We start from the raw sequence: 24,385 nt of genomic DNA on the forward strand, positions 1-24,385 counted from the left end.
TCAGTCATCTTGGGCCGGATCGGGGAAGCGCAGGTGTGAGCGGCCGCTGGTCAGGTCCTGCACGAGGCGTTGGGTCATGGCCTCGTCGCCACGCTTTAGCGTGACATCGAAACGCACGCCTTCGGCTTCGAAATGCTCGATGAGCGACAGATGCGGGATCGCCTGGAGGCGGGCCTTCAGGAGCGCCAGATCCGAGAAGCTGCAGGCGAGTTCGCCGGTGACGAGGGGGATGATCTCGGTTTTTGTCCCGAGCCGGAGCGCCTGGGCCGTCGTGCCGCCATAGGCACGCATCAAGCCGCCACTGCCCAGCAGAATGCCGCCGAAGAAGCGGATGACCAGCACCACCACGCCATCCAGTTCCTGTCCGTCAATCGCCTGCAGGATCGGCTTGCCGGCCGTGCCCGAGGGTTCGCCGTCGTCGGAGAAGCGATAGGCTTGGCCGAGGCGCCAGGCCCAGCAATTGTGGGTGGCGGTGGAATCGGATTTTTCGGCGAGGAAGGCTTTGGCTTCGTCTTCCGACGCGATCGGGGCCGCATAGGCGATGAAGCGGCTTTTCTTGATATCCTGCTCGTGGGTGACGGGAGCGTTCAGCGTGAACGGCATGGGCCTGCCCTCATCCTTGCCGTGTGGCCAGGGCCTCGTTGGCGCGCAGCCAGAGGGCGAGTTCGGCGATGACCGACAGCCTCAAGGCCGCCTTCATGGCAAGCGCGCGGGTGAGCGAGGTGTCACGCGGGGAAAAGCCGAGTTCGGCCATGATCGCGGTGGGGCTAAGACTGCGGGCGCGCATCACCGCCTCGACACGGGCAATGGTGGAGGGCAGCAGGTAGCGACCATTGGCGATCAGGGTTTCGTGGTCTGCCATAACAGGATCGGGGGCCGGCGAATCGCTTGCCTTTGCCGACAGGGAAGCGGTCGCCTCACCCTTCGACCTGACCTCGGCTGTGACCAGATCGAGGAATGCCTGACGCTCCTCGGGCGAGGCGCCGGTCCAGGCCTTCAGCAGTTTCGTCAGCGGGGTTGGCTTGGCTTTCTTCGACATGACCGGTTCTCTGTTCTTCCCCGTCCATAACCTGCCCGACCGGCGGGGGCGAGAAAAAAACTTAGGCCTGGATCGCTTCTTGCGACGGCATGAATTTGCCAGCGGCAACAGCGGGATCGGACACTCCCACACGGCTTTTTCGACACCTCGTGCATGAGGAACATCGAATGAACGACAAGCAGTCGTTAACCTTTATTTTCTACTGAAAAGACTTGTCATCCGCGTTCCCGTATCTCGTCAGCGTTCAGGTTTTCGATGCACCCTCCCCGTTCCAATTCCGCTTATCAGGCCAATCAATTCGGGGATCAAAACGGGGGTAGCGCCCAGGCACCGCAGGACCAGGCGGCGACCCGGCCGGCGGGTGCCGACCAGGTGGCGGCCAACCAGATCGAGGGCCGCGAGGAGCAGCCCGTCTGGCAAACAGCCTTCGTGCTCGGACCCAATGTGCGCTTTACCCGCACGCCGGACCGCGTGGCGGCCAAGCCCGAGACGGTCGAGGCGATGACAGCGCCGGCGGTTGCACCGGCGGCACCGCAGGTTTCGCGCGGCCAGGTCGCCCAGCCGCAGGCTGCGGCCGCGACGACCCGCGTTCCGCAGGCCCCAGTGCCGACGGCGCACACCCCGCGCGTCAACCCGCAGGCCGATCAACGCCCGGCGTCGCCCTATGGCCTGCCGCGCACCGGCGCCCCACAGCAGCCGGTTCCGGCATCCGCCCGGGCTCCGATCCCGACACAACCGCTGCAGCAGCAGCAACAGCCGCGCGTGCCGGCTTCCGTCACCTTGCCGCAGCCGCCGGATGCCGTGGGGGCGCGGGCGCTGACCTACAAACTGCGCCGCGAGCTGGCGCGCCAGCAGGCCGAACAGGCGGCCTGGGAAGCCTCGATGGCCGAGGACCCGACACGGCCTGTCGCACCGCCGCCGGTCGCCACCCAGCCCGCACCGCTGGTGCAGGGCATGCGAACGGTGATGGCGACGACGACATCGGCGACGGTCGGCCATGCGGCGGCCGCTCCGGGTGCCGCCGGGCCTATGGCTGGCGGTTATGCTGCTGCCGGGCATGCTGCTTCCGCACAGGCCCCGGCTGGACAGGCTGTTTCGGGGCGTCCGGTGCTGCCGAGCCACATGTCGACGCAAGTTTCCAGCGTCTCGGCGTCTGCGACCGTTGCACCAGCAGCGTCTGGTCCTGGTCCTGCCCCAGCCTCGGTCGCGCGGCCGACCATGGCGCGCAATGCCTTTCTAAGGGGGCCGGTGCAGCCTCAGCAGCCGGGACAGCCGCAGACGGCAGCAGCCACAGCGCCGGTGGCGCAGCCAGCCGCGGCAGCGATCCCAACAGTGACGCAGCCTTTGACCGGTTATGCTCAGCCGGGCGTGACACAGAATTCGGTCCGGCCACAGGCTCCGGTCGCGTCTCGTTCAGCCGCACCGCCGGCAGCCGCCGGCGCGCCACCAACAGCGCGCCTGCCGATCAGTGCGCTCCTGTCCGACCACATCTTCTTCGAGGCGATGATCGATCCGGTCGATGCCCCTGTTGAGACCGAGATGGCGCGTGCGGTGCCCGTGAACCCGCAGCCGTCCGCCATGGCGCCTGCGCCCGTGGCCCCTGCCGCCCCCGTGACGATCCCGGGCCGTAGCCCGGCGGTCCGCGCCGAAGTGGTGCGCTATCGGCCGGATGCGCTAGCGACCGCGATGCCGGCCGTTGCTTCACTGCCCAAGCCCGTGTTCGACGCGCCTGCCGGTTCGGTCGTGGCGCTCTATCGTGAAGTCGCGCGGCGTGATGTCGTCGCAGACCAAGCAGTGGCAATCATTCCGGCTGCTGGTGCTCCCGAAGGTGGTGCGGCTATCCCGGAACCGAGTGCATCTGCCCCTGCCCGCTCGGTGATCCCGACGTCATCCGCTTCCGCGCGCCAGCCCCTGTTCCGCGCCCAGGAGGCGATGGGCGAAGGCGAGTACGAACTGCCCTATCTCGACTTCCTGCAGCAGCCGCCGGTCCAGACGGGCATCACGATGACGGCCGAGGCGCTGGAGCAGAGCGCCGGTCTTCTGGAAAGCGTGCTCGAGGATTTCGGCATCAAGGGCGAAGTGATCGATGTGCGGCCCGGCCCCGTCGTTACGCTCTATGAATTTGAGCCGGCACCGGGTGTCAAATCCTCGCGCGTCATCGGTCTCTCCGACGATATCGCGCGCTCCATGTCGGCGCTATCCGCCCGTGTCGCCGTGGTGCCCGGCCGCAATGTGATCGGCATCGAGCTGCCGAACCCGGTGCGCGAGACTGTCTATCTGCGCGAGCTGATCGAGACGCCCGATTATGCCGAGACGCGCTACAAGCTGCCGGTTTGCCTCGGCAAGACCATCGGCGGCGAGCCCGTGATCGCGGAACTCGCGAAGATGCCGCATCTGCTGGTTGCCGGCACGACCGGTTCAGGCAAGTCGGTTGCGATCAACACGATGATCCTGTCGCTGCTCTACCGCTTCCGGCCGGACGAGTGCCGGTTGATTATGGTCGATCCGAAGATGCTGGAGCTTTCCGTCTATGACGGCATTCCGCATCTGCTGACCCCTGTCGTCACCGACCCGAAGAAAGCCGTGATGGCGCTGAAATGGGCGGTGCGCGAGATGGAGGACCGCTATCGCAAGATGAGCCGGCTCGGCGTGCGCAATATCGACGGTTACAATGCCCGCGCCGCTCAGGCCCGCGAGAAGGGCGAGACGATCACCGTTTCCGTGCAGACCGGCTTTGATCGGCAGAGCGGCGAGATTGTTTATGAAGAGCAGGAGCTCGATCTTTCGCCGATGCCTTACATTGTCGTCGTGGTCGACGAGATGGCCGACCTGATGATGGTCGCCGGCAAGGAGATCGAAGGCGCGATTCAGCGGCTGGCGCAGATGGCGCGGGCAGCGGGCATTCACCTGATCATGGCGACACAGCGTCCCTCGGTCGACGTCATCACCGGCACGATCAAGGCGAATTTTCCGACGCGCGTTTCCTTCCAGGTGACCTCGAAGATCGACAGCCGTACCATTCTCGGTGAACCCGGCGCCGAACACCTGCTTGGCCAGGGCGACATGCTGCATATGGTCGGCGGCGGGCGGATTGCCCGCGTGCACGGACCCTTCGTCTCCGACGAAGAGGTGGAGAAGGTGGTGGCGCATCTGAAGATGCAGGCGCGGCCGGACTATCTGGGAACCGTGACCGAGGATGCCGACGAGGCGGAGGACGAGCCGGAAGAGGACGTCGCCGTGTTCGACAAGAGCGCGATCGGCGAAGAGGATGGCAACGATCTCTATGACAAGGCGGTCAAGGTGGTGCTGCGCGACAAGAAGTGCTCAACCTCCTATATCCAGCGACGCCTTTCGATCGGCTATAACAAGGCCGCTTCGCTGGTGGAGCGCATGGAGCAGGAAGGCATCGTCGGTGCTGCCAACCACGTCGGCAAGCGGGCGATCATCGTCGGCGGGCGCGAGGTGAGCGCCGAGGGCGATTTCGAGGGCTGAGATTTTTGAGAGGGTTCAGGGCCGGAACTCGGCCTTGACCTCCTTCATCGCCAGGCGATCGACGATCGCGGGTGCCAAGAGCCGCAGCCAGCGGCCGAGCTTCATGCGGGGCGTCATAAGAACTTCTCGGCGCCCCTTTTCCATGCCTTCACGGATGAGCCGGGCACAGGTCTCGACCGGCATGGCGCGGTCGTCGCGGATCATCGAGACACCTGCCGGGGCGCCGCCGGGGCCGAAGCCCCGCTTGCGCAGATCCGTGTCGATCGTTCCGGGATAGGCGATCATCACCCGCAGGCCCTTGGGAGCAAGTTCGGCGCGGAGCGCTTCCAGGAAACCGTTCATGGCGAATTTGGTGGCGCAATAGGCGGTGCGGCCGGGCACGCCAACGAGGCCGGCCACCGAGCTGACACCAACGACCATACCCTTGGATGCAAGCAGATGCGGCAGGGCGGCCTGGGTGAGCCAGACGACGGACCAGTAGTTCATCACCATCAGCTTTTCCGACCAGTCGAGATCGGCATCGGTGAAGCCTTCGAAATTGGCATGGGCGGACATGCCGGCATTGTTGACGAGCACGTCGATGCGGCCGAGCCGGTTGACGGCTTCGGCGACCAGGCGACGGCAGGCGTCTTTGTCCGTGACGTCGGTCGGGATGACGTCGGTGCGGGTGCCACCGGCGCGCAACTCGACCGCAAGTTCTTCAAGACGGTCGGCATTGCGGGCCGCGAGCACGAGCGCGACGCCGCCCTTTTCCCGGGCGGCGATCTGGCGGGCAAGCTCGCGGCCGATACCTTCGGACGCGCCGGTGATGATGATGGTCCTCATGCGCGTCTCTCCTTTGCACGCTTTCTGACAGTACCGGGTTTGGATCACGGGCCTCGGCTCGTGCCGATGCGATTTCGGGACGGGCTCCATACGGAACCCTTTGGGCTTCCTGCGGTTCGAACACGGTAACCGACAAGGGAGAATTTCAACATGGTAGAAGACAGACGTTCGCTGTTCGTCACCGGGCTCAAGAATGCCCATGCAATGGAAAACCAGGCGCTTTCAATCATCAAGCCGCAGCTGAAGCGGATCGAGAACTATCCGCAGGTGGCCGCCCGCCTCGAGACGCATCTGCGCGAAACCGAAGCACAGATCACCCGGCTCGAAGACATTCTGGCGAGCCTCGACGAGGACAATTCGACCCTGAAGGACTGGATGCTGTCTGCAAGCGGCAGCATGGCGGCGATCGGCCACTCTATGGCCGATGACGAGATCCTGAAGAACTCCTTTGCCAACTTCGCCTTCGAGAACTTCGAGATCGCGGCCTATAACTCGCTGATCGTCATGGCGGAACTCGGTGGCTTCCAGGGCGCTGTCGGCGCGCTGCAGCAGAACCTTTCCGAAGAGGAGGACATGGCTGCGTGGCTGCAGGACAATCTGCGCGATGTGACGACCGAATTCGTTGCCCGGCGGGAAGCCGGCGAAAGCGCGAAGGTCTAAGGCGCGAAGGAAGCAATCATGGCCGGCCAACCTTGTCTCGCGACCCGAACCCCGCGCAGGTGCGCGGGGATATCCAGGCCGGGTTGACGGGGGAGAAGCAGCCGGGCTTCGATCCGGCCATGGCTCCGCTGGAAACGGATGCGGAAGCGGGTGGTTTCCCGCTTTCGCCCGACGAAACCACCACTGCCCTTGAAGGGCAACGAGCAGGCAAGCGCCAAGAAATATCCGGCGAGGACGGCTCGGCCATGAGGCCGATATTTTCCGGCAATCAACGGCGATACGGCAAGGGGCTGTGGCTGTTTCTGGCACTCCTGCTCCTGCTCGGTGTGGGCATTGGAGGAGGGCTGCTGGCGGGGGCGACGGCCGGCTGAGTGGTGGCGCCGACGCCACCACTGCCGATCATTTACATCTGAACGGGCTTGATCGTATCGACGGAGACGCCGCCTTCGAGCACGCCGCGCGTCAGGTCTGCCCGGTCCCGATCCACCTCGATGACGGTGTAGAGCTTGTCCGAGCGAAAGGCGCTCGCCATGTTCGTGGTGACGTCCTCGGCAGGCTTGGCGTCGATTTCCATGTAATCAAGCTCTCGCGCTGCTGCGATCAGGCGCGCGTCACCGCTGGAGCGGGCCGCCACTACAACGATCCCCTGGAACGGGGAATTGTCCCAGCGGGGGTCATCGGCTTCAGCAATCGGCACGAGGCGATAGACGTTCAGGACTTCTGTCGGGCGGGCGCCATCATTCCCGGCAAGGGTTGCGGAATCGCGCTGGCGCGCCTCCATTTCGACCGGCCGAGCGGTCAATTCGTCGTTATCCGGGTGCGCTGGGTCTTGTATCCCGGTTGTATCTCGATCCATTTCGGGTCTCCTCTCGTGTGTTCTTTCAACGATCCCCGGGACGGCAAGTTCCGTTCAGCCTGACCGCCGAGGAACAAGGCGGCGTTCGGCGGGTTCCCCGTCTGAGGAGCCACCATGCACACCCATCCCCCCGAGAATATCGAGACTGAAACGCTGAGCCGCGAGGACGTCGAGCGAGGACGCGATGCGTCTGCGCCGGGCGATATTCCTCTCAAGGGATGGAAGGATGTGTGCCTTCGGGTTTATCATCGTCTTCTGGAGGAGCGGGTCACGCTGACGGCTGCAGGTGTGGCCTTCTATCTGCTGCTGTCGCTTTTTCCGGGGCTTGCGGCCCTTGTCTCGCTCTATGGCCTCATCTCCGACCCTTCGAGCATCGGGGCGCAGATGGCCTTCCTGTCCGACCTCTTTCCAGCGGACGCGCTGGACCTCGTGCTGGGGCAGTTGAAGGCGCTCTCTCAGCAGAATGACAGTACCCTCAGCATCGGATTTTTCGTCGGGCTCGGGATCTCGCTGTGGAGTGCGCGCAACGGGGTCGCGGCCTTGTTCGAAGCGATGAATCTAGCCTATGCAGAGGAGGAAAAGCGCGGCTTTCTATCGATCACGCTGTTCAGCATCCTGTTCACGCTGGGCGGCTTGCTGGTGGCCGCAGTTCTGACGACGGCGCTCGCCGTCTTGCCGGTGGTCATGGCCGTCGTCTTCATTCCGGATCGGGTAGAACTGCTGATGAAGGTGGTTCGGTGGCCGATCATGCTGGCGGTAATCTGGCTGGGGACGGTGCTGATCTATCGCTATGGTCCGAGCCGGGAGGATGCGAAGCTCAGGTGGCTGAACTTCGGCACCGTGTTCAGCACGACGGCCTGGCTCATCACCTCGCTCGGCTTTTCCTATTACATCGAGAATTTTGCCGATCTGAACGCGACCTATGGGACCCTCGGCACGTTCATCGGCTTCATGCTGTGGACCTGGATCTCGACCGTGATCCTGATCGTCGGCGCGATCATCAATGCCGAGCTGGAGCATCAGACGGCGCGCGACTCGACCACCGGCCCCCGCATGCCTATGGGCGCGCGGGGCGCGACGATGGCCGATACGCTCGGGAAGACGCAGGACTAGAGCCGCTCACCCGGACCGGGCGGCGCCAACCTGGCGGCTGCCGGGGAAGAGGAGTTCGACGAAACGTTCGGCCGTGGGCTGCGGTTCGTGGTTGGCAAGCCCCGGTCGCTCATTGGCTTCGATGAAGACATAATCGGGTTCGGCCGGGTCGCGGACCATGAAATCAATGCCGACCACGGGGATCTTGATGGCTTTGGCAATGCGGCAGGCGGCGTCGACGAGATCGGGATGGACGGTTTCCGTGACATCGTGGATGGTGCCGCCGGTGTGGAGATTGGCGGCCTTGCGCACGGTGATCTCGCGGCCCTCTTCCAGGACGGTTTCGAGATCGAGGCCCTGTTCGGCCAGACAGCGTTTCGTCTCGACATCGACGGGAATGCGGCTTTCGCCACCGGTCGCGGCGGCCCGACGGCGGGACTGCTGGTCGATGAGCTTGCGGATGGCCGACCGACCATCGCCGACCACGCGCGGCGGGCGACGGACGGCAGCAGCGACCAGCCGGTAGTCGATGACCACGAGGCGCAGGTCCTCGCCTTCGAAGCAAGCTTCGAGCAGGACGCCGTCGCAGACCTGGCGGGCCTGCTTGATGGCGGTGATAAGTGCCTCAGGGGTCGAGACGCCGACAGAGATGCCGCGACCCTGTTCGCCGCGCGCCGGTTTGACGACAAGTTTCCCGTGTTTCTCGAGGAATGCTTGGCGCTCGGCCTCGGAGGCATCGGCGGAGATCTGTTCGGGCACGATCAGGCCGGCCCCCTCGGCAAAGCGTCGGGTGACAGCCTTGTCGTCGCAGATCGACATGGCGACGGCGGAGGTCAGATCCGACAGGCTTTCGCGGCAGTGAATGGTGCGGCCGCCATGGGCAAGGCGGAAGAAGCCGCCTTCGGCGTCGGTTACTTCGACATGGATGCCACGGCGGAGCGCCTCGTCGATGATCAGGCGCGCATAGGGGTTGAGCGCTTCATATGATTCGACCGGCTGGGCGAAGAACTTCTCATTGATGGCGTTCTTGCGCTTGACCGAAAAGAGCTGCACGCGGCGGAAGCCGAGCTTCTCGTAAAGGCCGATGGCTTTCTCATTGTCGTGCAGGACGGAGAGATCGACATAAGCCAGGCCGCGCGCCTGGAAGTGTTCGGCGAGCGTACGCACCAGGCCCTCGCCGATGCCCGGTTGGCGGGCCTGGGGGTGGACGGCGAGGCACCAGAGCGAGGCGCCCTGCTCCGGATCTTCGAACAGGCGCTTGTGATCGATGCCGGTGACTGTGCCGATGATCTCGCCGGTCACATCATCCTGAGCGACGAAATAGGTAACGGGGCGATTATCGCGCTCGCCGGCGAAGAAATCCTCGCGGACCTGGACCATGCCGCAGGCGGCATAGACGGCATTGATGCCGGCCGCATCTCCATCTGCACCGAGGCGGCGGATGGTCACGCCACGCGGGCGACGGCCACCGGCACGGTAGGTGGAAAGGTCGAGGCGGAAGGTGTGGGACGGGTCGAGGAAGATTTCCTGCGGGGCGCGGGAGAGGAGGACGTGGGGTTCGCCGACATAGAAGGCGATATCACGGCTCAGCGGGGCTTCGTCCTTGAGGGCGGCGAGAAGGGTGGCGTCATCCTCGAAGGTGCGAGCGAAGAGAAGGCGGCCCCAGCCGCAATCGAGCACCACGTTTCGCGCCGAATCAGGCCCATTCCCGCTGCGGGATTGCGGCGGAGTGCCAGCAGAGCCGGGCTGACGCAGACGGCTCAAACGATGGGAGAGAGCCTTGCTGCTGCGCGGTTTTCGAACCGTCTGGGAAGCCGTGGCCTGAGCGGATTTGTCCAGCTTCTTCATCATCAGACCTCGTGCGCCTGGAGCCACATTTCGAGCAGGCCGACCTGCCAGAGTTCGGAGCCCTGGAGCGGGGTGATGTGTTCCGAGGGGGCGGCGAGCAGCCGGTCGACATAGTCCTGGCAGAACAGGCCGCGGTCGCGTGCAGCGCTCGACGCCAGCGTGTCGCGCAGCATGTCGAGATAGGGGCCGGCGATGTATTTCAGCTGGGGCACGGGGAAATAGCCCTTCTTGCGGTCGATGACCGCACTCGGGATGATCTTGCGGGCGACGTCCTTCAGGATGCCCTTGCCGCCATCGCGCAACTTTTCCTCCGGCGGGATGCGAGCGGCGAGCTCGACCAGTTCGTGATCGAGGAAGGGCACGCGCGCCTCCAGGCCGAAGGCCATGGTCATGTTGTCGACGCGCTTGACCGGATCATCGACCAGCATGACATTGCTGTCGAGGCGAAGCGCGCGGTCGACCGGGGTGTCGGCGCCGTCGGCGAGCAGGTGTTCGCGGATCAGGTCGCCACTGACGTCTCGCTCTGCCATCCAACGCGGGTTGAGCTGGGTCGTCAAGGTTTCGTGCGAGCGGTCGCGGAAGGCGCGGCCATAATCGGCCACGACATCTTCGGAGCCGACGAGAGGCGGATACCAGTGATAGCCGGCAAATACTTCATCAGCCCCCTGGCCGGACTGGACGACCTTGATGTGTTTCGAGACTTCCTTCGACAGGAGATAGAAGCCGACATTGTCGTAGGAGACCATGGGTTCGGACATGGCGGCGATGGTGCCGGGCAAGGCTCCCATCAGATCGGCGGAGGGGACGAAGATCTTGTGGTGATCGGTTGCGAATTCGCGGGCGATCAGGTCGGAATAGACGAATTCGTCGCCCTTTTCGCCATTGGCCTCCTCGAAGCCGACGGAGAAGCTCATGAGACCTGTCTGACCGGCTTCGGCGAGGAGGCCCACGATCAGGCTGGAATCGACGCCGCCCGAGAGGAGGACGCCGACGGGGACGTCTGAAATCATGCGGCGCTTGACGGCGAGGCGGAGCGCATCGAGGAGGCGTTCCTGCCATTCTTCGCGCGTCAAAGACAGATCTTCGGCGCGGCGCTGGTAAGGCGGGTTCCAATAGCGGCGGTCTTCGAAGCTGCCGTTGCGCTCATAGATGCGAAGGGTTGCCGGGGGCAATTTGCGCACACCCTTGAGAATGGTGCGCGGCGGCGGCACGACGGCGTGGAAGGTCATGTAATTGTGCAAGGCTTCGACATCGAGAGCGGTATCGATGCCGCCCGTCTTGACGATGGCAGGAAGCGAGGAGGCGAAACGCAAGCCGCCAGAAACCTCGGCGAGGTAAAGCGGCTTGATGCCGAAACGGTCGCGCGCCATGATCACCCGGCCGCTGTCGCGTTCGTGGATGACGAAGGCGAACATGCCGTGGAAGCGAGAGACACAGGCCTCGCCCCAGGCATGCCAAGCTTTGAGGATGACTTCCGTGTCGCCACCGGAGAAGAAGCGATAGCCCTGCCGCTCCAGTTCGAGGCGAAGTTCGCGGAAATTGTAGATGCAGCCGTTGAAGACCAGCGACAGGCCAAGATCCGGATCGACCATGGGCTGCTGCGACTTGTCGGAGAGATCGAGAATTCGCAATCTCCGGTGACCGAGGCCGACATTACCGCGCACCACGACGCCGGCCGAATCCGGTCCGCGCGGGGCGAGTACATCCGCCATGATCGAGACTGCCTCTACCGACGGCGCGCCGCCGTCGAACCTTACTTCTCCACAAATGCCGCACATGAGCCTGGCTGGAACCTCCGTTGGAAGACAAAACGAATGGTCCCGACGGCCAGGATTTCACCCCGGCGCATCGGGCACGCCTTTTGCAAATGACCTTGGGGTCCGCATTGTTCCAATTTTTCCGTCCTGCCTTGCCGAGGCGCGTGGAGCAAACCGACGGGGCCGGTTCGTCTGGACGGAGGATGGATCAGCTCAGGGCCCTTTTCAGGGGCGCGATGTGGCGGAACACCAGGAGGTCGAGGAGGAGGACCGCGACGAGCACTGCACCGCTCAAGGGGAAGAGCAGTGACACGGCCAGCATGACGACCGCGCCGGTTTTCCAGAGGGGACCGGGTTCACTGACTGTCGGGGCGACCAGGCGGGCGGCCCCTTTGGGGCGACGCTTGAACCACATGACGAAACCGCTGACGGAGAGAAAGATGATGGCCAGACACAAGACCGTGACCAGGACGAGGTTCCACAGGCCGATGGCACCTTCGTGGAAGGCGACGCCGGCCGCCATGGCTTTTCCGGCGACCCCGTAATCGGCAAAGCCGACATCGGCGAGGATGCGGCCGGTATACTGGTCGATATGAACGATGCGATCATCGAGCGGATTGGCGCTGTCGTTGCTCATGGTGTCGCGCGAGATGCTCCAGACGCCGGTTTCGTCGCCTGGGAAGGCGAGCTGGAAGCGTTGGTCGAAACCCAATGCGCGGGCGAGCGTGACGATGGCATCGAGCGTGACCGGCTGGCCTTCGGGCGTGCCGATGACGCCGGCGTCAGAGCCGGAGGCCGGCATCGGGGTCTGTTCCAGCGCCCAGGGCACTTCCTTGATGCCGTCATAATTCATGCTGGCATGGGTGGCGTCCGACAGAGGTACATTGTCGTACTTTCCTGCCGGGAAAGTGCTCCAGGCCTGGGTGTATTTCTCGCCCCAGACGCCAGCCCAAGTCAGGCCGGAGAGCAGGAAGACGACGAGGAGCAGCGCGGCGTAAAAGCCGATCGACAGATGCAGCGACTTCCACAGCTGACGGCCCTTGGCGGACAGCTGCGGGACGAGCACGGACGAGAAGCCTCTCTCATCGCGCGGCCACCAGAGATAAAGACCCGTCACGACCAGCATAATGCCGAAGCCGGCGGCGATTTCGATGAGACGATCGCCGAGGTCACCGATCAGCAGCGTGCCGTGAATGGTTTCAGCGAGATCATAAAGACCGGCGCGGCGATCCCAGTGACCCAGAACCTTTGCGGTATAGGGATCGACGGCGACCATGAACGACCCGTCACCCTGATTGACCCGAAAGAGCGAGGCCTGAGTTGGCGTGCGCGGGGCAATGTATTGGACGATCTCGCCAGCGACCTCGCCATAGGCGGCTTCGGCCTGGGCGGAGACCGGGGCGGTGGTTGCCTGTGGCGTGACCAAATAGGTGTTTTCACCGTCCCGGCCATAGAGCGTTGCGGTCCAGAGCATGATCAGGCCGGTGACGGCGAGCATGATCAGGAAGGGCGCGACATACAGGCCGGCATAGAAATGCCAGCGCCAGGCCGTGATGTAGAAGCGGCGGGAAAGGCCGGCGGATCGTGCCGGGGGAAGCGAGACATCGGATATTATGGTCATTCTGAAAAATCCTCGATGAATGGGGTTTCGCGTTTCAGGATACGGGGCGGTCGCCGGAGGCGACGCGGGCCAGATGCAGGGGCTCAAGCACGGTCACGAGATCACTGTGCTGGAAATCGATGAGGCCGGCTTTCTTCAGGCGGGTGAAGCAGCGGCTGACCGTCTCGACCGTGAGGCCGAGCCAATCGGCGAGATCGGTGCGGGTGGGAAAGAGATGGAAGGTGATCGCGCCGCGCTTCTTCTGGCGAGCGGGGCGACCGAACTGGCCGGCAAGATCGAGAAGGGCGGAGGCGACGCGTTCCGGTGCTGTCTTGCGGCCGAGCAGCATGGCGAGTGCCTGGGAGCGGGCCAGCATTTCGCCGAGCGCGGATTCGAGATCGCCATGCGACAAAGGCTCGGCGATCGGTTCGAGACACGTGAGGCCGAGGGTTTCGGCTGAACAGCGATTGCGGTCGCCCAAACCGAGACCGATCAGGCGGCCGGGGCCGACGAGATCGATGATCTGACGGCGGCCATCGGTCAGGGTCTGGGAGGTGGCGACACAGCCTTCCAGCACGCGGTATTGCGGAGAGCGGGAGAAGCCTTCGAGAAAGAGCGTGGTGCGCGGCGGAAGCAGAGCGTTTTCCGCTCTGGATTTGCGTTCGGCACCCAGCATCGCAGGAAGAGGCGGCCCTTTGCGGGCCTCGCCTTCAGCAAGCATTGTCAACATGACTGACATCCGGATTGTGACCGGGCATGCGGTCATGCGCATGCGATCCGGCCTGATGGAACTGATGGCCCGGCGAGACGCAGGGCCGTTGATCGATCAGGTCAGGACGGGGGGTGCGCGAGGCGCGCTATTGGGCGGGAAGAGCTGGCGGTAATGCGCCTCTGCCGGCTGCGGCATGACGGCGGCGACTGCGACCGGCAAGCGGATGCCGACGAGATCGGCCGGAGCGGGCAAAGCAATGGCTGCGGAGATGCGACAGGCTTCGCAATCGGAGGCTGCCGTGTGGGATTTGGACTTGCCGTCCTGATCGATGCCGGGAAGGCAGAGTTCCGGAAGCGTGCCATCCGGCAGGATCAGACGCGCGACTTCGCTGGGGTCGAGCACTGGGATGACAGGAACAGGCGGGCGGTGGGCAAGGCCAAGCAGAACGAGCGCGACGACGCAGATCATGCGTATCGCCCGATCAAACCTTGTCCGGATACCCGTTTCGGCCATGCTATCCCCCGATAGATGTCGAGTGGATAGCATTGCGATCAGACACCTGCAAGCGCGCGGAACTGTCGCAATGCCTCTTGCGACACGGCCTCAAGCGCGGATGCGAACCGGACGGGGCTGACGGAGGATAAACCAGCCGAGATGACGGTGGAGCGTCGGCGCGATGCCGTAGACGATGGAACTCACCATGACCGGCGCGAGGACGAGGGTTCGAGCCCATATGGGCCAGCCTTCGGTCAGCGGCATCAGCACGTAGAGGATTGCGGTGACGAAAGATAAATGACCAGCAGCATCAAGGCGGCCAGCCGATGTTTGGAGGGCGCAGGACGGGCGACAGGGGAATTGGACATGGGCAGGCTCCATCAGAACGGTACGTATCGTTTATATTGAAACGCGCCGTTTCGTTCAATAGGAAATCGTGTTATGAGACCACAATGAGAACGACAGATGTGACGAAGGCGCCGATGGACATCACAAAACGCACCTCGATCGGCGCGCAACGAAACCCGGCGAGCGAGACGGCGATCCTTGATGCGGCAGAAGAGATCTTGCGCGAAAGCGGTCTCGGCGGCTTTTCCATCGAGGCGGTGGCTCGGCGCGCCAAGGCGGGGAAGCCGACCATCTATCGCTGGTGGCCCTCGAAGGCGGCACTGCTGCTTGATGTCTACCATCGGCAGAAGGGCGAGACTTTTTATGCCGATACCGGCGATACGCGGAAGGATCTCGTCGCCTTCCTCGAAGCGCTGCTCGGCTTCTGGCGAAACAATGGGGGCGAGATCTTCCGCTCGATCATCGCGGCGGCACAGAGCGATCCGGACGCGCTGATCGCGCTGCGCGACTATGCGGTGACGCGGTGTCGGTCGAGCGGGGTTATCCTGGCGCGCGGACAGGCGCGCGGCGAGGTGCGCGACGACTTCGACCCGGAACCGGTCATGGAATTGCTATCGGGCTTCTGCTGGAACCGGCTGCTGACGGGGCGGCTGGAAGTCTCGCCCGGCGAGATCGAAACGATCGTCGATGCCCTGATCACCGGGCTGTCGTCGACGTCGCGCTGACGAGGATCCGGAAGGCTCTGCTCAGTAGTGCGGCGGGCGGGTGATGGCCGGGGCGTCGAGCGATTGTTCCTCAAGGGTGAGGAAGCGTTCCGTCAGCCGATCGAGCTTGGCACGGGTCTGCTCCAACACCTTCCATTGCTCAGCCAGCTGATCCGACAGTTCCTCTATCACGCGGGTCTGATGGGCAACCGTCTCTTCGAGGCGCGTGATGCGATCGTTTTGCGCGTTATCCATCTTGGTCTTCCTCACGGTTTCGCCTGGACCCTCCCATGCCGCAAGATGGTGGTGGCGTCAAACGCCTGATGGAAATGGCTGGGATAGCGTCAGCGCTGCTTCTTCTTGCGGTAGGGAATCAGCATGATGGCCGAGGCGGTGACGGCAGCGGCGAATGTGAGGGCGAGCGGCAGCACCATCATGAGGGCTGGGAGAACGGGATGAAGCGAACGCGATAGCGAGGTGCCGACGCCGCCGATATCGAGCCACAGGATGGAGAGGCCGACGAAGAGGCCGATGCCGGCACCGACCGAAGCGTTCACGGCGAGGAAGCGCAACATCTCCCAATGGTCGCGCCTTGCCTCTTCCGGGCTCTGCTCATCGGATGGTCGCTGCATGGATGCCTCCGGAATAATCTCCCGTGATCCTAGCTGAGATAGGTCACGGCTTCACCGCGCCAAGCGTCGCAGCCGGCCTGTTGGGGGAAAAACATCCGGCACCTTGCCTTGGAAGGCCAATCGGCCTAGCTCAGGGTGCTGCAACTGATGTGACCGATGACCCAGAAAACCCAGATCCAGCGGCTGAAGCTCACCGATTTTCGCAACTATGCCCAGGCCGGCCTTGTCCTTGACGGGCGGCATGTGGTGCTGGTCGGCAAGAATGGTGCCGGCAAGACGAATTTCATGGAGGCGATCTCGCTGCTCTCGCCTGGACGGGGACTGCGCCGGGCTGTGCTGGCCGACATGCCGCGGATCGGGGCGGAGGCGAGCTTCACCATCTTCGCCGCCATCGACGGCATGAATGGCGAGGCGGATATCGGAACGGGGACCGAGACAACCGAGGAGGACAACCTCGTCCGGCGGCTCAGGATCAACGGTTCTCCCGCCAAGTCCGTCGATGATCTCACCGATCATCTGCGCATTCTCTGGCTGACGCCGGCGATGGACGGGCTGTTCACCGGGCCCTCGGCCGAACGAAGGCGGTTTCTCGACCGGCTGGTGCTGTCGCTGGACCCGGCCCATGGACGGCGCGCGAATGATTTCGAGCGGGCGATGCGTAGTCGTAACCGGCTGCTCTCGGAGGGGCGGTTCGATCCGTCCTGGCTGTCCGGCATCGAGCAGCAGATGGCGGCGCTCGGGGTGGCGATGGCCGCGGCGCGACGCGAGATGCTGGGGCTTTTGGCCGGATTGATCGAGGCCGACCGGCAGACCTCGCCCTTTCCTTCGGCCGAGCTTTCGCTGACCGGCTTTCTCGATGAACTCGGCGAGCTGCCGGCTTTCGAACTGGAAGAGCGCTATATCGAGGTGCTGGCACAATCGCGGCACCGGGATGCGGCGGCGGGACGCACGCTGGAGGGGCCGCATCGGGCGGACCTGACCGTGCGGCATATTGAGAAGAACATGGATGCGGAGCGCTGCTCGACGGGCGAGCAGAAGGCGCTTCTGATCGGGCTGATTCTTGCCCATGCGCGGCTGGTGGCAACGATGACGGGGTTTGCGCCAATCCTGCTGCTCGACGAGATTGCCGCGCATCTCGATGAAGGGCGGCGGGCGGCGCTGTTTGACCGGATCGATGCGCTGGGGGGACAGGCCTTCATGACCGGGACCGACGTCGCGATGTTTTCGGCGCTTGGGGACCGGGCACAGATTGTCACCGTGGAGGATGGCAGCCTCGATGCCTGAGACGACTTTGAACCGCCACGAAGCGGTGGCATGATGGCGAGTATGGACCCGCTGCTTCCCGACGAGATTTCCCGCTATCACCGCCATATCCTGCTGCCCGAAGTGGGTGGCCATGGGCAACAGCTGCTGAAAGCTGCGCGCGTGATGGTGATCGGAGCCGGGGGGCTGGGGTCACCTGTGCTGCAATATCTCGCGGCGGCGGGCGTTGGGACGTTGTCGATCGTTGACGATGATGGTGTGTCGCTTTCCAACCTGCAGCGGCAGGTGATCCACGATACCGGCACGCTGGGAGAGCAGAAGACGGAGAGCGCGGCGCGGGCGATCGCGCGGCTCAACCCGCATTGCCGGGTGGTGCGTTTCGAGGAGCGGTTCGATGCGCATTTTGCGCGGGACCACCTGGCGGGGCAGACGCTGCTCATTGATGGTTCGGACAATTTCGAGACGCGTTATGCGGCGGCCGATGCGGCAGAGGCGGCGAAGGTGCCGCTGGTGACCGGGGCTGTCGGGCGGTTCGACGGCACGGTGACGGTGCTGAAGCCTTATGAGACCGGCCCGGATAGCACGCTTTATCCGCGCTACCGCGATCTCTTCCCCGAGCGGCCGCCGGAGGGGCTCATTCCCTCGTGCGCAGAAGTGGGGGTGATCGGGGCGTTGACGGGGGTGATCGGCACGCTGATGGCGATGGAGGCGATCAAGCTGATCACCGGGATCGGTGAGCCGCTTGCTGGCAAGCTGTTGATGTATGACGGGCTTTCGGCGCGGTTCGAGACCGTGCGGTACAAGAGAAGGACAGAGCGCGCGTGATTGTGGTTGAACGGATCGGTGACAGCGGTTTTAAGGATCATGAGGCCCTGCTGGCGCTCATCCTACGATCATTCTCCTATATGGACGGAGTGATCGATCCGCCCTCCTCCGCCCATCGGCTGACGGTTGCGAGCCTCGAGCAGAAGGCGCGCGACGAGATCGGATATGTCGCGCTCGACGAGGGTGCGCCGCTCGGCTGCATCTATCTGCGGCCAGAGGCCGATTGCCTCTATGTCGGCAAGCTCGCGGTCGAGCCTTCCGCGCAGGGGCGCGGCATCGGACGGCGACTGATGGACGTGGCGGAGGCTCTGGCGGACGAGCTATCGCTGCCGGCGCTTCGGCTGGAGACGCGGATCGAGCTTGTCGGAAACCACCGCCGGTTCGGCGCCTGGGGTTTTGGCAAAACGGCGGAGAAGTCTCATGCAGGCTATGACCGCGTGACGTTTATCGAGATGCGCAAGGCGCTGCGCTAAGTCCGGTTTTACGTCCGGCTGGGCAGGACGCGGTTGGGCGGGCGGTGGCCGTCGAAATAGGTGCGGATGTTGATGATCACCTTGTCGCCCATGTCGATGCGGCCTTCAATGGTGGCCGATCCCGTGTGCGGCAGAAGCACGACCTTGCCCTCGTTGGCGAGCTTGACCAGCTTCGGATTGACGGCCGGTTCCTTCTCGAAGACGTCGAGGCCGGCGCCGGCGATCCGGCCATTGCGCAAGCATTGGATGAGCGCGTCCTCGTCGATGATGTCGCCGCGGGCGGTGTTGACGATGTAGCTGGTGGGCTGCAGCAGAGCGAGCCTGCGGGCCGAGAGCAGATGGAAGGTCGCCGGCGTCGAGGGACAATTGACCGAGACGATATCGACCCTGGCCAGCATCTGGTCGAGGCTATCCCAATAGGTCGCTTCCAGCTCGTTTTCGGTCGCCGGATTGACACGCTTGCGGTTGTGGTAGTGGATCGACAGGCCGAAGGCCTTGGCGCGGCGGGCGACTGCGGTTCCGATGCGGCCCATGCCGATGATGCCGATGCGCTTTCCCCAAATGCGGCGACCGAGCATCCAGGTGGGTGACCAGCCTTCCCATTCACCAGGGCGATCCATCAGCACGCGGGCGCCCTGGACGAGGCGGCGGGGAACGGCGAGGATCAGCGCCATGGTCATGTCGGCGGTGTCTTCGGTGAGCACATTCGGGGTGTTGGTGACCGTGATACCCTTGCGGGCAGCGGCATCAATATCGATATGGTCGGTGCCGTTGGAGAAGCTGGCAATCAGCTTGAGCTGGGGGCCGGCTTCTTCGATCAGGCTCGCATCGATTCGGTCCGTGACGGTCGGCACCAGCACGTCGCAGGACTTGACGGCCGCGATCAGTTCGTCGCGCGTGCGCGGTTTGTCGTCGATGTTGAGCTCGGCTTCGAAGAGCTCGCGCATGCGCGTTTCCACGGCGTCAGGCAATTTCCGGGTGATATAGACCGAGGGTCTTTTCCTGTTCGTCATGGGGTGGTTCGATGCCTTGTTCAGAACTCGTTAACCAACGCAGAGGATACTCTCCCCCTTGAAGGGCAATTTCTACCAAACCCGTCGGGGAAGACAAACAAAACTCGTCGCGGCTTCGCTGATTTGTCCAGAGCCCGTCGCGGGTTCGCCCCTGAGGGTCCGATAAGTCCCTTGTTTCCATCGTTTAGTCCGGAACGATCATGTTTGTGAACCTGTCCCGAGTGAGCATTGCATCCGGTGTCCTCGCGCTGTCGCTGCTGGCAGGGCTGCAGCCCGGTTTCGCCCAGTCTTCGACGAAGGGATCGAGCGGGCTGCCGCTGCCGCGTTTCGTCAGCCTGAAGGCGGAGAAAGTAAACCTCCGGGTCGGCCCGAGCACGGACTATGCCGTTTCCTGGCGCTACCTGAAGTCCGGCCTGCCGGTCGAGATCATCCGCGAATACGAGAACTGGCGGCAGATCCGCGATGCCGATGGCACCGAGGGTTGGGTTAGCCAGACGCTTTTGTCGGGCCAACGCACGGCGGTGGCAGCGCCCTGGATGCGCGGCAAGGGCAACAATGTCTATGTGATGATGCGGCGCGATTCGACCTCTTCCGCCGCCGTGATCGCCAAGCTGGAACCGGGCGTGGTCGTGAAGATTGACGAGTGCAACGGCAACTGGTGCAAGGCTGAGACACAAGGCGTTTCCGGCTGGGTCTCGCAGGAAGAGATCTGGGGCGCCTATCCTGGCGAGGCCTTCAAATAAGGCCGATCTCCGAAGCCCCCTTCTTCAGCGACATCATCGGGCGCGGGCCGATCTGCTGGATGACGATGCCGGCGGCATAACAGCCGAGGCGGGCGCAATCTTCGAGCGTCCGACCCTGCGTGTAGCCGAAGAGGAAACCGGCGGCGAAGAGATCGCCGGCACCGGTGGTGTCGACAAGGCTTGCGATTTCGGTCGCGGGCACGCGTATACGCTCATCACCCTTGACCACGACGGCGCCCTGATCGCCCATGGTGACGGCTGCCAGCTTGCAATCGGCCGAGAGGCGGGTGAGCGCTTCGGCGAAGTCATCGGTTTCATAGAGCGAAAGCGCTTCCTGCTCGTTGGCGAAGACGATGTCGACGGTGCCGGAGCGCATCAGCTCGAGGAATTCTTCGCGGTAGCGGCCGACGCAGAAGCTGTCCGAAAGCGTCATCGACATTTCGCGGCCGTTTTCATGGGCGATGCGGGCGCATTCGAGGATGGCCTGCTTGGCGCGCGGCGGATCCCAGAGATAACCTTCGAAATAGGTGACCTTGGACTGGGCGACGACCTCGGGCTCGACATCCTCAGGGCCGAATTCGACGCAGGCGCCGAGATAGGTGTTCATCGAACGCTCGCCGTCTTCGGTGACGAAGATCATGCTGCGGGCAGTCGGCGGCTGGATTGTGCCAGGTGCTGTCTCAAAATGGACGCCCTGGGCGCGGATGTCGTGAGTAAAAATGTGACCGAGCTGGTCTTCGGCGACCTTGCCGAAATAGGCGGCATTGCCGCCGAAACTGGCGATGCCGGCGGCCGTGTTGCCGGCGCTGCCGCCGGAGGCTTCGACGGCCGGACCCATCAGGGAATAGAGCCGTTCGGCACGCTCGGCGTCGATCAGGTTCATCGCGCTCTTGGTGATCCCGTTGTCGATCAGGAACTGGTCCTGGCAGCGGGAGATAATGTCGACGATCGCGTTACCGACGGTCAGGACATCGAACTGGCTCATGGAATCGGGCTCCGAATTTGTCGCTCGACGGTCATAGTCGTTTTTATGGGTTAGGAAATAGAAAAGACGCGGCCGGCAAGACTGTCATTTCGATGTCATTCATCCGCGCTATCGAGGGACTGCTGATGGCGCTCCCCCGCTGTTGGCGAAAGCCATGACGGCTTTTCTTTCGGGTGCCGACCACGGATGTACTGGCGGCGGCCCAAATTCCGGATCAGCCGGACGAAAAAGCAGGCATAGCCTGCTTTTTGACGTTCTGAGAGTAACGCAGACGGTTATATCGGTTCACCGGACCTGTCACGGGGACAGGTTTGCGGTTGGCGCTACGGCGCCCTCACCCTATCAATAGGGGATGTTTCTCAACCGAATCGACCTTTCATGACTGCCATTGCCCAAGACGTCCTGCCGATCTTCATCCTCATTCTGTTCGGCTGGGTGCTGGTGAGGTTCAACATCCTGTCGACCACCGTCGGAGACGGGCTCGGCGCCTTCGTCTTCAATGTGGCGGTGCCGATGCTGTTGTTCCGAACCATTGCCAATGCCGATTTTCACGGGGCCTCGCCCTTCCGGCTGTGGATTTCCTATTTTTCCGGCGTGCTCGTTGCCTGGACGATCGGCCATCTGATCGCGACCCGGCTTTTCGGGCGCGATCGGCGGGAGGGCGTGCTTGCGGGCGTTTCCTCGGCCTTTGCCAACAATGTGTTCATCGGCCTTCCGCTGGTGGAACGGACGGTTGGGCCGGAGGGGATCGTCGCCATGTCGATCCTGCTCGCCATCCATCTGCCGCTGATGATGATCATCGGCACGGTGCTGATGGAGCGGGCCGAGCAGAAGACGAGCGGCCAGCCGTCACACGGCATCCTCGCGGTTTCGCGACAGGTTGGCCTCAACCTCTTGCGCAATCCGCTGGTGATCGGCCTGATTGCCGGCATGGTGATCCAGCTGATCGGCGGGCCGCTGCCGAAGATGATCGACGGGCTGGTGGGCCAGGTGGCGGGCACCGCGGCACCGCTTGCCCTGATCTCACTCGGCATGACGCTCAACAAATACGGGATGCTCGGCAATGTCCGGATCGCCAGCACGATTTCCGCGGTGAAGCTGGTGGTGATGCCGGCATCGGTCTGGCTTACCTCACATCTGCTGGGGCTTTCGCCGCAGTGGACGGCGGCCCTGGTGCTGACATCCTCGGTTCCAACGGGGATCAATGCCTGGCTGATCGCCAACCGGTTCGGTGTCGGCCAGGGCCTTGCGGCATCCGTCATCACGCTGTCGACCGCCGTCGGGGTGCTCAGCGTTTCGCTCTGGGCGCTGTTCCTGCTCTGACGTCTCGACAAACGAAAACGCCCGACCACGAGGGCCGGGCGATCCATTTGACAGGATCTGAAACGATCCGTCTTTGCCGATTACGGCGTTGCAGGCTGAGCCGGGGCCGGTTCTGCCGGAGCGGCAGGTGCCTCTGCCGGCGCGGCAGGAGCCGCTTCAGCCGGAGCTTCTGCCGGTGCAGCAGCTGCATCGGCCGGTGCAGCAGCATCGGCGGCGGGTGCGGCCGCAGCGTCGGGTGCCGGCAGCGGCAGCGGGCTATCCGACTGGGTGTTCAGATAGGCGATCAGGCTGGCGCGCTCGTCGTCCTTCTTGATACCGGCGAAGCCCATGGCCGTGCCCGGGATATGCTTCTTCGGTGCGGTCAGGAAGGCATTGAGGTGGTCAAACGTCCAATGCTCCGAGTTGCCCTTGGAGAATTCGGTGATGGCTGCCGAATAGCTGAAGCCTTCGTGGCTGGCGATCGGACGGCCGACGACGCCCCAGAGGTCAGGACCGACCTTGTTCGGTCCGCCCTTCTCGATGCTATGACAGCTCGCACATTTCTTGAAAGTGCCCTCGCCGGCCTTGGCATCGGCGCTGGCCAGCAGCACGGCGATCGGCGTTGCAGCCGCGGCTTCTTCTGCAGCCGGTGCTTCGGTGGCTTCTGCCACGATAGCGAAGCCTTCCTTCTCCGGCACTTCCGAATGGAAGATACCTTCCGAGGCGATGGACACAGACATCAGCACGAAAACGGTGCCAAGCAAGGCACCAACGGCCATGTTCATATTAGAGTTCATCTGCAAAGCTCCCCATGCAGCCAGCCGATCAGCAACCGGACGATCTTGAAATCGCGCGGAACCTATGTCTTTTGCATAACACATGCAACACGATTATGGTCCCGCAACTGGGACTTTTTGACACTTCTGTGCGGTGATTTGAAGGGGTTAGGACAATGAATAACGGCAAAGGCGGCGAAACGCTGGTCCTCATCCCCGCCCGCCTCGCATCCACCCGTTTGCCGGGCAAGCCGCTCGCCGATATCGCCGGCCTGCCGATGATCGTTCAGGTGGCCAAACGCGCCGAAGAGGCCGATGTCGGGCGAATCATCGTGGCGGTTGACGACCAGCGCACCTTCGACGTGGTGGAAGCCGCAGGTTACGAGGTGGTGATGACGCGCGCCGACCACCAGTCGGGCTCGGACCGGATCTTCGAGGCGCTGACCAAGGTCGACCCGGAAGGGCGGGCGAAGATCGTGATCAATGTCCAAGGCGACCTGCCGACCATCGATCCGGAGACCATTCGCGCAGCCTTGCGACCGCTTGAGGATCCGGCAGTCGACATCGCGACGCTGACGGTCGAGATCGTCGACGAGCACGAGAAGACCAATCCGAATGTTGTGAAGGTGGTCGGTTCGCCCATTTCTGACAGCCGCCTCAGGGCGCTTTATTTTACCCGCGCGACGGCACCGCATGGGGCCGGCCCACTCTATCACCACATCGGCCTTTACGCCTATCGACGGGCTGCCCTCGAACGCTTCGTTGCCCTTTCGCCCTCGACGCTGGAAAAGCGGGAATCGCTTGAACAGTTGCGCGCGCTGGAAGCCGGCATGCGTATCGATGTCGAGGTGGTGAAGACCGTGCCGCTCGGTGTCGATACGCAAGCCGATCTCGACAAGGCCCGGCTGATCCTTTCGGCCTCCTCCAATTAAGGACCTCATTCTC

Annotated in this window: 25 protein-coding genes; 11 read left to right on the plus strand and 14 right to left on the minus strand. The window is 63.6% G+C overall.

Annotated features, from left to right (window positions below):
* Both ASE36_RS07700 and ASE36_RS07705 read right to left on the minus strand, forming a co-directional pair.
* Positions 1 to 603 (minus strand): IMPACT family protein, encoded by a 603-nt coding sequence (locus tag ASE36_RS07700; RefSeq protein ID WP_062277256.1) that lies wholly within the window; start codon positions 601 to 603, stop codon positions 1 to 3.
* Between the two features lie 10 nt (positions 604 to 613).
* Positions 614 to 1,039, minus strand: coding sequence for a hypothetical protein (locus tag ASE36_RS07705; RefSeq protein WP_062277259.1), 426 nt, complete (start codon positions 1,037 to 1,039; stop codon positions 614 to 616).
* A gap of 255 nt (positions 1,040 to 1,294) precedes the next feature.
* On the opposite strand from ASE36_RS07705, the gene ASE36_RS07710 reads away from it, so the two are divergent.
* Entirely contained in the window at positions 1,295 to 4,531 is a 3,237-nt protein-coding gene (locus tag ASE36_RS07710; RefSeq protein ID WP_062277261.1) for a DNA translocase FtsK, read from the plus strand.
* Positions 4,532 to 4,546: 15 nt separating this feature from the next.
* Here ASE36_RS07710 and ASE36_RS07715 read toward each other — a convergent pair whose 3' ends face one another.
* Positions 4,547 to 5,356: an SDR family oxidoreductase gene (locus tag ASE36_RS07715; protein ID WP_062277264.1), complete on the minus strand. Its 810-nt coding sequence runs from the start codon at positions 5,354 to 5,356 to the stop codon at positions 4,547 to 4,549.
* 150 nt (positions 5,357 to 5,506) lie between these two features.
* On the opposite strand from ASE36_RS07715, the gene ASE36_RS07720 reads away from it, so the two are divergent.
* Both ASE36_RS07720 and ASE36_RS07725 read left to right on the plus strand, forming a co-directional pair.
* Positions 5,507 to 6,016 (plus strand): ferritin-like domain-containing protein, encoded by a 510-nt coding sequence (locus ASE36_RS07720; protein ID WP_062277267.1) that lies wholly within the window; start codon positions 5,507 to 5,509, stop codon positions 6,014 to 6,016.
* A 59-nt stretch (positions 6,017 to 6,075) separates the two neighbouring features.
* Positions 6,076 to 6,387 carry a hypothetical protein gene (locus ASE36_RS07725; RefSeq protein ID WP_162244193.1) on the plus strand — a complete coding sequence of 104 codons (312 nt, stop codon included), beginning with the start codon at positions 6,076 to 6,078 and terminating at the stop codon, positions 6,385 to 6,387.
* A 32-nt stretch (positions 6,388 to 6,419) separates the two neighbouring features.
* On the opposite strand, the gene ASE36_RS07730 is transcribed toward ASE36_RS07725, so the two are convergent.
* Positions 6,420 to 6,872 carry a hypothetical protein gene (locus ASE36_RS07730; RefSeq protein WP_062277272.1) on the minus strand — a complete coding sequence of 151 codons (453 nt, stop codon included), beginning with the start codon at positions 6,870 to 6,872 and terminating at the stop codon, positions 6,420 to 6,422.
* Between the two features lie 114 nt (positions 6,873 to 6,986).
* On the opposite strand from ASE36_RS07730, the gene ASE36_RS07735 reads away from it, so the two are divergent.
* Positions 6,987 to 7,985 carry a YihY/virulence factor BrkB family protein gene (locus ASE36_RS07735; RefSeq protein WP_062277286.1) on the plus strand — a complete coding sequence of 333 codons (999 nt, stop codon included), beginning with the start codon at positions 6,987 to 6,989 and terminating at the stop codon, positions 7,983 to 7,985.
* Positions 7,986 to 7,991: 6 nt separating this feature from the next.
* Here the strand turns inward: ASE36_RS07735 and ngg are convergent, their stop codons facing one another.
* From ngg to ASE36_RS07760, 5 genes are all read right to left on the minus strand, one after another.
* The gene (gene ngg, locus ASE36_RS07740) at positions 7,992 to 9,815 is read right to left on the minus strand and encodes an N-acetylglutaminylglutamine synthetase (RefSeq protein WP_244474679.1); all 1,824 of its coding nucleotides are present in this window, start codon (positions 9,813 to 9,815) and stop codon (positions 7,992 to 7,994) included.
* Positions 9,815 to 11,590, minus strand: coding sequence for an N-acetylglutaminylglutamine amidotransferase (locus tag ASE36_RS07745; protein ID WP_062277289.1), 1,776 nt, complete (start codon positions 11,588 to 11,590; stop codon positions 9,815 to 9,817). The genes ngg and ASE36_RS07745 overlap by 1 nt, the downstream gene beginning before the upstream one ends.
* Positions 11,591 to 11,777: 187 nt before the next feature.
* Positions 11,778 to 13,190 carry a PepSY-associated TM helix domain-containing protein gene (locus ASE36_RS07750; protein WP_062277292.1) on the minus strand — a complete coding sequence of 471 codons (1,413 nt, stop codon included), beginning with the start codon at positions 13,188 to 13,190 and terminating at the stop codon, positions 11,778 to 11,780.
* 34 nt (positions 13,191 to 13,224) lie between these two features.
* On the minus strand, positions 13,225 to 13,899 hold the full coding sequence (locus tag ASE36_RS07755; protein ID WP_162244204.1) for a helix-turn-helix domain-containing protein: 675 nt from the start codon (positions 13,897 to 13,899) through the stop codon (positions 13,225 to 13,227).
* Positions 13,900 to 13,995: 96 nt separating this feature from the next.
* Positions 13,996 to 14,394, minus strand: coding sequence for a hypothetical protein (locus ASE36_RS07760; RefSeq protein ID WP_062277295.1), 399 nt, complete (start codon positions 14,392 to 14,394; stop codon positions 13,996 to 13,998).
* Between the two features lie 434 nt (positions 14,395 to 14,828).
* Here ASE36_RS07760 and ASE36_RS07770 point away from each other — a divergent pair, with 434 nt between their 5' ends.
* The gene (locus tag ASE36_RS07770) at positions 14,829 to 15,449 is read left to right on the plus strand and encodes a TetR/AcrR family transcriptional regulator (protein ID WP_062277298.1); all 621 of its coding nucleotides are present in this window, start codon (positions 14,829 to 14,831) and stop codon (positions 15,447 to 15,449) included.
* A 21-nt stretch (positions 15,450 to 15,470) separates the two neighbouring features.
* On the opposite strand, the gene ASE36_RS07775 is transcribed toward ASE36_RS07770, so the two are convergent.
* On the minus strand, positions 15,471 to 15,683 hold the full coding sequence (locus tag ASE36_RS07775) for a SlyX family protein (protein WP_062277301.1): 213 nt from the start codon (positions 15,681 to 15,683) through the stop codon (positions 15,471 to 15,473).
* Between the two features lie 89 nt (positions 15,684 to 15,772).
* Complete coding sequence (locus ASE36_RS07780; protein ID WP_062277303.1) at positions 15,773 to 16,060, minus strand: hypothetical protein; 288 nt, start codon at positions 16,058 to 16,060, stop codon at positions 15,773 to 15,775.
* 156 nt (positions 16,061 to 16,216) lie between these two features.
* Here ASE36_RS07780 and recF point away from each other — a divergent pair, with 156 nt between their 5' ends.
* Genes recF through ASE36_RS07795 form a run of 3 tightly spaced genes read left to right on the plus strand, consistent with a single transcriptional unit; the run spans position 16,217 to position 18,621 of the window.
* Entirely contained in the window at positions 16,217 to 17,344 is a 1,128-nt protein-coding gene (gene recF, locus ASE36_RS07785) for a DNA replication/repair protein RecF (RefSeq protein ID WP_062277306.1), read from the plus strand.
* Between the two features lie 42 nt (positions 17,345 to 17,386).
* Entirely contained in the window at positions 17,387 to 18,148 is a 762-nt protein-coding gene (locus tag ASE36_RS07790) for a molybdopterin-synthase adenylyltransferase MoeB (protein WP_062277311.1), read from the plus strand.
* Positions 18,148 to 18,621 carry a GNAT family N-acetyltransferase gene (locus tag ASE36_RS07795; RefSeq protein ID WP_413813648.1) on the plus strand — a complete coding sequence of 158 codons (474 nt, stop codon included), beginning with the start codon at positions 18,148 to 18,150 and terminating at the stop codon, positions 18,619 to 18,621. The genes ASE36_RS07790 and ASE36_RS07795 overlap by 1 nt, the downstream gene beginning before the upstream one ends.
* 8 nt (positions 18,622 to 18,629) lie before the next feature.
* Here the strand turns inward: ASE36_RS07795 and ASE36_RS07800 are convergent, their stop codons facing one another.
* Positions 18,630 to 19,634: a 2-hydroxyacid dehydrogenase gene (locus tag ASE36_RS07800; protein ID WP_062277315.1), complete on the minus strand. Its 1,005-nt coding sequence runs from the start codon at positions 19,632 to 19,634 to the stop codon at positions 18,630 to 18,632.
* A gap of 200 nt (positions 19,635 to 19,834) precedes the next feature.
* Here ASE36_RS07800 and ASE36_RS07805 point away from each other — a divergent pair, with 200 nt between their 5' ends.
* Positions 19,835 to 20,377, plus strand: a complete 543-nt coding sequence (locus tag ASE36_RS07805) for an SH3 domain-containing protein (protein ID WP_062277318.1) — start codon at positions 19,835 to 19,837, stop codon at positions 20,375 to 20,377.
* Here ASE36_RS07805 and ASE36_RS07810 read toward each other — a convergent pair.
* Positions 20,370 to 21,362 carry an adenosine kinase gene (locus ASE36_RS07810; protein ID WP_062277321.1) on the minus strand — a complete coding sequence of 331 codons (993 nt, stop codon included), beginning with the start codon at positions 21,360 to 21,362 and terminating at the stop codon, positions 20,370 to 20,372. The genes ASE36_RS07805 and ASE36_RS07810 overlap by 8 nt on opposite strands.
* A gap of 378 nt (positions 21,363 to 21,740) precedes the next feature.
* Here ASE36_RS07810 and ASE36_RS07815 point away from each other — a divergent pair, with 378 nt between their 5' ends.
* Complete coding sequence (locus ASE36_RS07815) at positions 21,741 to 22,685, plus strand: AEC family transporter (RefSeq protein WP_062277324.1); 945 nt, start codon at positions 21,741 to 21,743, stop codon at positions 22,683 to 22,685.
* Positions 22,686 to 22,765: 80 nt separating this feature from the next.
* Here the strand turns inward: ASE36_RS07815 and ASE36_RS07820 are convergent, their stop codons facing one another.
* Positions 22,766 to 23,461 carry a c-type cytochrome gene (locus tag ASE36_RS07820; protein ID WP_062277327.1) on the minus strand — a complete coding sequence of 232 codons (696 nt, stop codon included), beginning with the start codon at positions 23,459 to 23,461 and terminating at the stop codon, positions 22,766 to 22,768.
* A 155-nt stretch (positions 23,462 to 23,616) separates the two neighbouring features.
* Between ASE36_RS07820 and ASE36_RS07825 the strand changes: the two genes are divergently transcribed.
* Positions 23,617 to 24,372: a 3-deoxy-manno-octulosonate cytidylyltransferase gene (locus ASE36_RS07825; RefSeq protein ID WP_062277330.1), complete on the plus strand. Its 756-nt coding sequence runs from the start codon at positions 23,617 to 23,619 to the stop codon at positions 24,370 to 24,372.
* Positions 24,373 to 24,385: the final 13 nt, after the last annotated feature.

The organism is Rhizobium sp. Root274 (genome assembly GCF_001429245.1).
Classification (GTDB): Bacteria; Pseudomonadota; Alphaproteobacteria; order Rhizobiales; family Rhizobiaceae; genus Allorhizobium.